This is a genomic window from Shigella sp. SIG6, assembly GCF_053555815.1.
The window spans coordinates 1-696 of record NZ_JBQZXC010000296.1 but is presented as its reverse complement, the minus strand read 5'-3'; the positions used below and the strand labels follow the sequence as shown (position 1 = coordinate 696).

The 696-nt window shown below is 48.0% G+C and carries 1 pseudogene; it reads left to right on the top strand.

Annotated elements, in window-relative coordinates:
- Window positions 1-116: 116 nt before the first annotated feature.
- Window positions 117-593: pseudogene (locus ACUU1M_RS20460) on the top strand (IS1 family transposase); the annotation flags it as partial.
- Window positions 594-696 lie beyond the last annotated feature (103 nt).

Sequence of the window (696 nt, the reverse complement as noted above, 5' to 3'; positions counted from 1 at the left end):
GAATTACAGGACTGGCGAAAAGAACCTCGTAAAAAGTATTCGAATGAATTCAAACTTCGGGTGATGTCTTCAATCGACAGAAGTTTCTGGTAATCTACTGGTATTTAAGGTTTTCCATGGCTACCATTACTGTTCATTGTCCGCGCTGTCATTCCGATGAAGCTTATCGACATGGCCGTAGTTGTTCCCGGCATGAGCGTTTCCGTTGTCGCTCATGTAAACGTGTTTTCCAGCTCACTTACTCTTATGAAGCCAGAAAACCCGGCGTTAAGGAGCAGATCGTTGAAATGGCACATAACGGCGCAGGGGGCCGTGATACCGCCAGGACACTGAAAATCGGCATCAATACCGTCATACGGACATTAAAAAGCTCCCGCCCCGGCGGATAACATCTGCGCCAGTCGCTCACGCTGATGTTGCCCTTATCTGTGAACTTGATGAGCAGTGGCGCTTCGTTGGCAGCAAGGCTGCAACAACACTGGCTCTGGTATGCGTACAACACTAAAACTGGCGGTGTGTTGGCTTACACTTTCGGGCCACGGAATGATGAGACCTGTCGGGAACTGTTAGCCCTGTTTACTCCGTTCTGTATATATTAGGCAGTTGGTGGTAAGTGGATCACTTTTTAGACACGAATAGCTGCAGTTCACAAAAACAGGAATCCGGCTCCGTTTTTTGTTGTCATATCAGAGGGAT